The following is an 8,954-nucleotide window of genomic DNA, read 5'->3' on the forward strand; positions in this document are numbered from 1 at the left end:
TCGATATTGACCTCTTGAGTCAGATTTTTGCGGACAAGGTCGATATGAGTCCCAGCCCCGCATACTACCAACTCCTCAATGAAACATGGGAACCGATTGAACAGCCTGCGCTGGCGCCGTGGCGCTTGGATTTTTCCGCGCGGGAATTTGATAATGCGTTCAGTTGGGTGACGGACAGCGCGATGCTGGTTCTGGGCCGGCGTTATCTCGATACCGAGGAATACAGCTGGGGTTATCTGCTCGGACGGAAACGCAAGATCAGTCCGCATGAAATTCTGATTGCGGCGCGGGATGGTGAGCGTTCCGAGCATGCTACGCGGCAGGTGGATCGTTTGCTGGATGCCACGGGGTCGAAGGCGCCACGGCATGTTTTTATGTTTTTTACCGGGAATGATCTGTGTGCGCCGCAGGCGGAGTTTGCGACCGAGGCGGCGGAATATGCCAAGCATCAGGAAGTGGCGCTGCGGTATTTGATCCGCAATGCCAAGCCTGATCATAGTGCGACCCATATCTGGCTGCTGGATCCCTTGGGGATTTTGCAGTTGGTGAGTTCTCCCGAAATCCTGGGGCGGCCGGTGAAGGCTTACGGGCAGGATTTGACCTGCCGGGATTTGCAGAGTGGACGGTTCAAGAGTCCGACCACGGAGCTGCTTAAGGAAGGCATGAGCGAGAAGTTTTTGTTTGGGCTGATGTTTGGTCAGGGACCTCGGACCTACTGCCCCTCGCTGTTTTCGGTGCATGAAGACAAAGGGACCGAGATCCAGTTGCGTTTGTCGGGGATGCTGGCTGCGTATCGGCAGGAGCTCGACAAGCTGGCCAAGAAACTGGCTGATGTGCATCCCTCGTTCAAGATCCACCATCTGCGGGAAACATCGGATCTTCTGTTTGCGCCCGAGGATATCAGTAATGACTGCTTTCATTTGAGCATGAAGGGGCATTTGAAATTGGCACGGTTGGTCGATGATGCCATGCGTAAGGCCATGCCTTGAGTAAAAACTATGACGTTTGTTAAAACGCCGGGTATGATGATCCTAGGCAAGTCCCTACGTGATACGGAAGTAAAGTAATATGACCAAGCCTCAGGATATTCTTCAAGGCAACCATTCCCATGTATTCGATGAAGGCAACCCCCTGGCCGAACGCAATACCACGCGGGCGGTGATCCTGACCACCGTGGTGATGGTCGTGGAGATTATCGGCGGTTGGCTGTTTAATTCCATGTCGCTGCTGGCTGACGGCTGGCATATGGCCTCGCATGCCTTGGCGCTGGGACTGTCGGTGGTCGCTTATGTTGCGGCCAGACGGTTGGCGGGGCATGCGCATTTTAGTTTTGGGACCTGGAAGATTGAGGTTCTGGGCGGTTATACGAGCTCTATCTTTCTTTTGGGTGTGGCTGGGACCATGCTGTTTCAGTCGGTGGAACGGTTTATTTATCCTGCCGATATTCGTTATAATGAAGCGATTGTGATTGCGATTATTGGTCTTGCCACGAATCTTGTCAGTGCGTGGCTTTTGAAGGATAGTCACCATGGGCATGATCACGGACATGAGCATCATCATGATCACGATCATGACCACTCGCATGAACACCATCATCATCACCACAATCATGGGCATGCGCATGACTTGAATCTGCGTTCGGCTTATATGCATGTGGTTACGGATGCTGCGACTTCGGTGTTGGCTATTGTGGCTTTATTGAGTGGGAAGTGGTGGAACCTGGGTTGGATGGATCCCTTGATGGGGATTGTTGGGGCTGTGCTGGTTACCGTTTGGGCTATCGGATTGATTAAGGATACGGGCCGTATTCTGCTGGATGCGGAAATGAATGCGCCGGTGGTGAGTGAGATTAAAGACGTTGTTGCGAAGTTGCCTGTTGCTGCGACGATTACAGATCTGCATGTGGCGCGCGTGGGAAAAGGGAAGTTTGCCTGTATCCTGGCTGTTGCGGTCAAGGATGCGGTGGAGCCAGCTTACTTTAAGCAGGCTCTGAGTGTTCATGAAGAGCTGGTGCATATTACGGTTGAAGTGAATCGGTCGGTCGTTTAAAGGCCCGCTGTCTTTTCAAGAGTCGACGGGAAGATTCAGAAGCTTCGGTATCCTGCGTTGGAGTATCTCGATAAGGACAGGATCCATATATTCATAGTTGTCGGGAATGTCGAGGCAGATGATTCGCTTGTCCTTGAGGTACTTACCAAAGCGGTTGCGCAAACGGCTCAAATGATTTTTTTCCATAACAAATATCACATCCGCCCATTCAAGTAGCTCACCTGTTACCGTTGTCGCGGCGTCCTTATCGAGACCTGCGGAAGCCACTTCCAATAACTCGTGCTGACTAAAGATGGCTTCAGCTGTTGGACTTCTCAATTTATTCTGGCTGCAGATAAAAAAGATGCGCTGCGTTTTCATAGCTCTCAACCCATTCAATCCATTTGCGGTAAGCCGTCCGTGATTTCATAGTAGTCACCCTTGGACGCCACGTGAACATTAATGTGGATCTTGGTATTCGTAGGCTTTTCAAACGCGCCCATGGCAATGCCTATCCAATCTTTGTGGATGGCGTCCCAGAACAGTGAAGAGCCACATGTTTTGCAGAAACCTCGCATCACCTTTTCCGAGGAATGGTACCAGGTGAGATTTTCCGCACCATGGATAGTCACTGCGGAGCGGGGCACATCGGTGGATACGAAGACATGACCCGACTGTTTACGGCACTGTGAGCAATGGCAGGCATCGGGCGGTGGCAAGCTGCAGGTGACTTCAAAACTTACGGCTTGGCAAAGGCAGGATCCTTTGTGCATGGCGTACTCCCTTTTTGAGAATTCCTCCTGACCCCATACTTTTAGCATTCCTCCCTGCCCAATAGGACAGGAATGGATGCTGTGTCCTGTATTTTCGTTCTCAATTGGGTGGCCCCAGTAAAGCTGGGGCGTCCCGGCGCTACTTCAGCTGTCTAGTGATCGCTTCGAATTTCTCCTGGCTGGGACGCAGGAGGGTGATGTGCCCGAGTTTTCGTTTGGGAGCGGCCTTTTTCCGATAATCATGGAGGCAAAGACCCTCTATGTTGAGAAGATCGGACGCTCGAGGCATGTGGCCGATGACGTTGATCATCTTGAACGGTTCCCGCAGTTCCGTGGAACCCAAAGGCAAACCGAGAATGGCGCGAAGGTGGTTTTCAAACTGACTGGTCACGGCGCCTTCTATAGTCCAATGACCCGAGTTGTGAACGCGCGGAGCCATTTCGTTGGCAACAAGGTCGCCTTTCATCACAAAAAATTCTATGGTCAGAACACCGACGTAATCGAGTTCCTGCATGATTTTTTTCGCATGAGCTTCCGCTTTGCTTTGTAGGGATGTGTTCGAGAAGGTGGACCAAGGTTCGGAGGTGAAGAGAATACCGTCTTGGTGGACGTTGTGAACCAGAGGATAAAATCGGGTGTTGCCCTGGCTATCCCGCACGGAAATCAAGGAACATTCCGCGTCAAACGATAACCATTCCTCCAGAATCAAATCCCGACCACCAAGCGCCGCCCAGGCAGCATCAATATCGGCAGGGGATTTAATGCGAAACTGCCCCTTGCCATCGTAACCCTCACGCCTTGTTTTTAGAATGAAGGCACCACCACGGGAACGCACTTCCTTATCCAATTCCTCGCGACTGGCGATATTGGTAAAAGGTGCGGTGGGGATTCCCAGGTTTTGAAAGGTGCTTTTTTCGTAGAGTCGATCCTGGGAGGTGGCGAGGGCTTTGATTCCAGGATTTATTTTCGAACCGTGAAGGAGGAGATTTTCGAGGGTGGCGACGGGGACGTTTTCGCTTTCGATCGTGATGCAATCGAGCCCTTGGGAAAACTGTCTGAGGGCATCGGGGTCATTCAAGGGGGCCTGAATATGTTCCATCAGATCAGCGGCCGGGGACTCGGGGTTGGGATCCAGACAGCGAAAACGTAACCCTAAAGGATAACCGGCCAGAGCCATCATGCGGGCCAGCTGCCCGCCACCTAAAAATCCAACTTTCATTTCGGCATCTCCAAAGTTTGAGCCAAAACTTCAGCAGCAACTTCTGCACGATTTTTTGCCAGACGACTTTGCAATTCGGGATTCTGCAGACCGAGGATTTTTAAAGCCAGAAGAGCAGCATTGGCAGCACCCGCTGGTCCAATCGCAACGGTTGCGACAGGAACACCACGGGGCATTTGCACGATCGAGAGAAGGGAATCGAGTCCGTTCAGAGCTTTAGACTGAACCGGCACGCCGATGACAGGAAGGTCTGTCAGAGCAGCAACCATGCCTGGTAGATGCGCAGCGCCACCAGCTCCGGCAATGATGACTTTCAGGCCACGTTCAACTGCTGTTTTCGCATAGCTGACCAAAAGTTCCGGGGTGCGGTGAGCGGACACAACCTTGGCTTCAAAGGGAATATTCCAGGACTGCAAAATCTCGGCAGCGGGCATCATGGTTTCCCAATCGGATTTGGAACCCATGATCACTCCGACCTGTATGGACGTTGTCATCGTTTTGTTTTCCCCAACTCTGTTTGTGACGGCATGGTTGTATAGCAGCTCATCCCGCTTGTCCAGCCACGAAAAAGGGGGCAAAGCGCCCCCTTGTCTCGACTTATCTTACGAGGGCATTAATAGGACTTCGCAATAATCGAGCGACGCTCCACCGGCTTACCGGTGAAAATACATGTCCCGGCTTCCTTCTCGCCTTCGAGCGGTGTACACCGGTGCGTAAGTTTCATCTCTTTCAAGGTCGTGCCAATCTCGGCATCATCCGCGACGTGCACCAAAGCAAAGCCACCGTGAATTTCCGGTTTGTCTTCACTCTTGGGTGTGAACCAGGTTTTCAATTCGTCGAGCGAATTGACTTTTCTCATATTGGCGTCGCGATAGGCGAGGGCCTTCTGAAAGAGGTCATCCTGAATCGACTGCAGAATCTGCGGCAGCGTTTCGATGAACTGATCACGAGGGATCCCCTGCTTATCCTTGTGGGCCTTGTTTCTTTGCGCCACAAAAACAGCGTTTTGATCCATATCCCTTGGGCCCACTTCCACGCGGACGGGCACACCTTTTTTGATATGACCCCAGGCTTTCTCGCCGCCGCGAATATCGCGCTCGTCGAGCATCACGCGGATCTTTTCGCCGTCATACCGAGTGGCGGCAATATCGGCCTGCAATTTCTTGCAGTAGGCCAGGACTTTGGCCTTTTCTTCGTCATTGCGGTAGATCGGCATGATCACGACATGCTTAGGGGCCAGACGGGGTGGCAGAACCAGACCGTCATCATCCGCATGGGTCATGATCAGACCACCGATCAAACGCGTGGAGACACCCCAGGAGGTGGTCCAGGCTGTGGCGGTTTCGCCTTTTTCATTCTGGAAATTGATTTCCATGGCCTTGGCAAAGTTCTGGCCGAGGAAATGCGAGGTGCCGGATTGCAGAGCCTTGCGGTCCTGCATCATGGCTTCGATCGTATAGGTGTTATCCGCACCAGGGAAACGTTCATGCGAAGCTTTTTCGCCTTTGATCACGGGCATCGCCATATAGTTTTCAGCGAAATCCGCATAGACGTCGAGCATCTTGAAGGTTTCTTCGATCGCTTCCGTATCGGTAGCGTGGACGGTATGACCTTCCTGCCAGAGGAATTCGGTGGTGCGCAGGAACATGCGAGTCCGCATTTCCCAGCGGACGACGTTCGCCCACTGGTTAATTAAAATAGGCAAATCACGATAGGACTGAACCCATTTCGAGTAAGTGGTACCGATGATCATTTCACTGGTTGGGCGAATCACGAGGGGTTCGTCCAGCTTGCTCGAAGGCGCTGGAACCAAACCGCCGTCTGGACCTGCCTCGAGACGGTGGTGAGTGACCACGGCGCATTCTTTGGCAAAACCTTCGACGTGTTCCGCTTCCTTGGCCATAAGGCTCAGAGGAATGAAGAGGGGAAAATAAGCGTTCTCATGCCCGGTTGCCTTGAACTTCTCATCAAGAACCCGTTGCATGTTTTCCCAGATCGCATAACCCCAGGGTTTGATCACCATGCAGCCGCGAACAGCTGAGTTTTCCGAGAGATCAGCGGCCTTGATGACCTGCTGGTACCACTCAGGATAATCGTCAGCACGGGTGGGGGTGATGGCTGTTTGCGGTGCTTTACTCATGGTTTCAGTCCTATTCTCTACACACAATAATTAACGTTCAAGCTTGGCGTAACGAACACGCTTGGGCACATCCGCTTCTGCACCCAGACGACGATGGCGATCTTCTTCATATTCAGTGAAGTTGCCTTCGTACCAATAAACCTGGCTGTCACCTTCGAAGGCCAGAATATGGGTCGCGATACGGTCGAGGAACCAGCGATCATGGCTAATGACCACGGCACAACCGGCGAAGTTGATTAGAGCTTCCTCGAGAGCACGCAGCGTGGTGATGTCTAGGTCGTTCGTCGGCTCATCCATCAGGAGAACGTTAGCGCCGGATTTGCAGAGGAGCGCCAGCTGCAGGCGGTTACGTTCACCTCCGGAAAGGACACCCACTTTTTTCTGCTGATCCTGGCCGCTGAAGTTGAACTTGCCGACATAGGCGCGGGCGTTCACTTCCTGCTTGCCAAGCGTGATCACGTCACGGCCTTCCGAGATGGTGTCATAGATGCTTTTTTCTGGATCCAGGCTCAAACGAGACTGTTCCATGTAACCAACCTTGGCGGTGGGACCCACGCGGAAGCTGCCACCATTGGGTTCATCCATGCCGGTGATCATGCGGAACAACGTGGTTTTACCCGTACCGTTGGGGCCGATAACGCCGATGATACCACCTGCGGGCAGTTTGAAATTCATATCACCGTAAAGCAACTTGTCACCGAAAGCCTTGGCCACATGCTCGGCTTCGATCACGATATCGCCCAGACGTGGTCCGGGGGGGATATAAAGTTGCAGTTCGCGTTCGTAGCTGGCCTGTTCCTGACCCAGCAATTTTTCATAAGCGGTGATACGCGCTTTATTTTTCGCCTGACGTGCGCGCGGAGCCATCTTAACCCATTCGAGTTCCTGCTGAAGGCTCTTGCGACGGCGGTCTTCCGATTTGGCTTCGTTTTCAAGACGCTTGTCTTTTTGTTCGAGCCAGGAAGAATAATTCCCTTTCCAGGGAATGCCTTCACCGCGATCGAGTTCAAGGATCCAGCCCGCGACGTTATCCAGGAAGTAACGATCGTGAGTTACGGCAATGATGGTGCCTTTGTATTCCTGCAAATGCTTTTCCAGCCAACGTACGGACTCGGCGTCCAAGTGGTTAGTTGGTTCGTCCAGCAGGAGAATGTCTGGTTTTTGCAAGAGCAAACGGCAGAGAGCGACGCGACGACGCTCACCACCCGACAGATGATCAACCAATTGATCAGGAGGCGGACAATTCAGAGCGTCCATGGCAAAGGTCAAACGATCATCCAAGGTCCAGGCATCCATGCGGTCCAGGAGATCCTGAACTTCAGCCTGACGGGCGATCAGTTTATCCATAGCTTCGGCGCTCATGTCCTCGCCGAACTTCAAATTGATTTCTTCGAATTCGCGCAGAAGACCAACGACTTCCGCCACACCTTCTTCGACGATCTGGCGAACGGTTTTGCCAGCGGCCAATGCGGGTTCCTGCGGCAGGTAACCGACTGAATAGCCGTCCGAGAGATGCGCTTCACCGGTAAAATCCTGATCGACTCCGGCCATGATGCGAAGAAGCGTCGACTTACCAGAGCCGTTGGCCCCCAGGACGCCGATCTTGGCTCCATAGTAATAGGAAAGGTAGATATTCTTCAGCACAGTCTTTTGACCGTGAACCTTAGACATACCCACCATCGAATAAATGACGGTTTTATCTGACATGCACTTCCACCTGTAGAAGATGATCCGATCGAGGTGGACAATCTAAAGGATTTGTGTGGCGATCGCCATATCTAACAGGGGCAAAGGAGGGAAGGGGACGTCCTCAAAATCAGGACGCCCGACGCTTATTCATGGTATCGACGATCCCGTCGAGTGCGGTATTTTGCCACTCTTCGAACGTCAGCTCGGACTTGCTGGCTTCAAAGAGTCTTTGCATCAGGGCTTCGTTCAACTGTCTCGCCTCAATGATGTTCAGACAGTTCTGCACGGTACGAACGAGTTGTTCATACTCTATGGGTTTATAGATCAGAGCAAAGAGGTTCGGGCAATCCTTGGGAATGGAGATCTTGGTGCGTTCCAGACCCGTGACCATTATGACTGGCGTCGGGTAGCCGTGATCCCGCAGCATCACCAGCAGCTCATCACCACGCACCTCAGGCATTTTAATGTCCGAGATAATGATGTCGGGACGGAAAGCTTGAATGGCTTCCTCCGCATCGGCTCCATCATAGATGACTTTGGCCTTGGCGCCCGCGTTCTGCAGTACAGCTCGACACACTTCGGCGAGCTGGACCTCATCATCGATCACCAGGACCTTGGGAGCGGAGATCTTCGATCGTAGTTTCAGACTAATCATGTTGCAGCCTAATAATCGAAAATTATTAGAAATTTGGCTAGAGCCAACAACCTTCACCAATAACAAAGACTCTTTCGGCCAGGCGTCCAGAAAACTTAACGAAGACATTTAAAAAAATCGGGAGAATTGAAAAGCCACCAACTTAGCCATCATGACATTCACGTAATAATGTAGTGACTAGGCACAAACGTACGGGGTTAAAAACATGAAAAATTTGGAAAAAAGTGTTTGACCGATTTTAAACCGTCCCGTATAACCCTTTCTCACGACGAGAATAAAGCGGAACGAAAGTAAAGCACACAACTCGTCAGGTTCTTTGAAAACTGAATAGAAGACAGAAAGAAGAAGCGCGAACGTCAATTCTGATGTTTCATCTTCGGATGAGATGTCGGGTTAAAATAAAAAAAAGCGAGCTTCGGCTCGTCCTGGATTTAAACTTTAGAGTTTGAT

At 51.9% G+C, this 8,954-nt stretch carries 9 protein-coding genes; 2 read left to right on the plus strand and 7 right to left on the minus strand.

The window, feature by feature from the left end:
• The coding region (locus VE954_RS20120; RefSeq protein WP_324956068.1) for an SGNH/GDSL hydrolase family protein at window positions 1–989 on the plus strand (989 nt) is incomplete at its 5' end.
• A 79-nt stretch (window positions 990–1,068) separates the two neighbouring features.
• Window positions 1,069–2,049, plus strand: coding sequence for a CDF family Co(II)/Ni(II) efflux transporter DmeF (gene dmeF, locus VE954_RS20125; RefSeq protein ID WP_324956070.1), 981 nt, complete (start codon window positions 1,069–1,071; stop codon window positions 2,047–2,049).
• 15 nt (window positions 2,050–2,064) lie between these two features.
• Here dmeF and VE954_RS20130 read toward each other — a convergent pair whose 3' ends face one another.
• From VE954_RS20130 to VE954_RS20160, 7 genes are all read right to left on the minus strand, one after another.
• On the minus strand, window positions 2,065–2,409 hold the full coding sequence (locus VE954_RS20130; protein ID WP_324956072.1) for a hypothetical protein: 345 nt from the start codon (window positions 2,407–2,409) through the stop codon (window positions 2,065–2,067).
• A 14-nt stretch (window positions 2,410–2,423) separates the two neighbouring features.
• Window positions 2,424–2,801 (minus strand): GFA family protein, encoded by a 378-nt coding sequence (locus VE954_RS20135; protein WP_324956074.1) that lies wholly within the window; start codon window positions 2,799–2,801, stop codon window positions 2,424–2,426.
• Window positions 2,802–2,940: 139 nt separating this feature from the next.
• Window positions 2,941–4,020 carry a 5-(carboxyamino)imidazole ribonucleotide synthase gene (locus VE954_RS20140; protein ID WP_324956075.1) on the minus strand — a complete coding sequence of 360 codons (1,080 nt, stop codon included), beginning with the start codon at window positions 4,018–4,020 and terminating at the stop codon, window positions 2,941–2,943.
• Window positions 4,017–4,514, minus strand: a complete 498-nt coding sequence (gene purE / locus VE954_RS20145) for a 5-(carboxyamino)imidazole ribonucleotide mutase (protein WP_324956076.1) — start codon at window positions 4,512–4,514, stop codon at window positions 4,017–4,019. Before purE ends, VE954_RS20140 begins: the two co-directional genes overlap by 4 nt.
• A 119-nt stretch (window positions 4,515–4,633) precedes the next feature.
• Window positions 4,634–6,160 carry a proline--tRNA ligase gene (proS, locus tag VE954_RS20150; protein ID WP_324956078.1) on the minus strand — a complete coding sequence of 509 codons (1,527 nt, stop codon included), beginning with the start codon at window positions 6,158–6,160 and terminating at the stop codon, window positions 4,634–4,636.
• Between the two features lie 30 nt (window positions 6,161–6,190).
• Complete coding sequence (gene ettA / locus VE954_RS20155; RefSeq protein ID WP_324956080.1) at window positions 6,191–7,867, minus strand: energy-dependent translational throttle protein EttA; 1,677 nt, start codon at window positions 7,865–7,867, stop codon at window positions 6,191–6,193.
• A gap of 109 nt (window positions 7,868–7,976) precedes the next feature.
• The gene (locus tag VE954_RS20160; RefSeq protein WP_324956083.1) at window positions 7,977–8,504 is read right to left on the minus strand and encodes a response regulator; all 528 of its coding nucleotides are present in this window, start codon (window positions 8,502–8,504) and stop codon (window positions 7,977–7,979) included.
• Window positions 8,505–8,954: the final 450 nt, after the last annotated feature.

It is taken from the genome of Oligoflexus sp. (genome assembly GCF_035638955.1).
Classification (GTDB): domain Bacteria; phylum Bdellovibrionota_B; class Oligoflexia; order Oligoflexales; family Oligoflexaceae; genus Oligoflexus.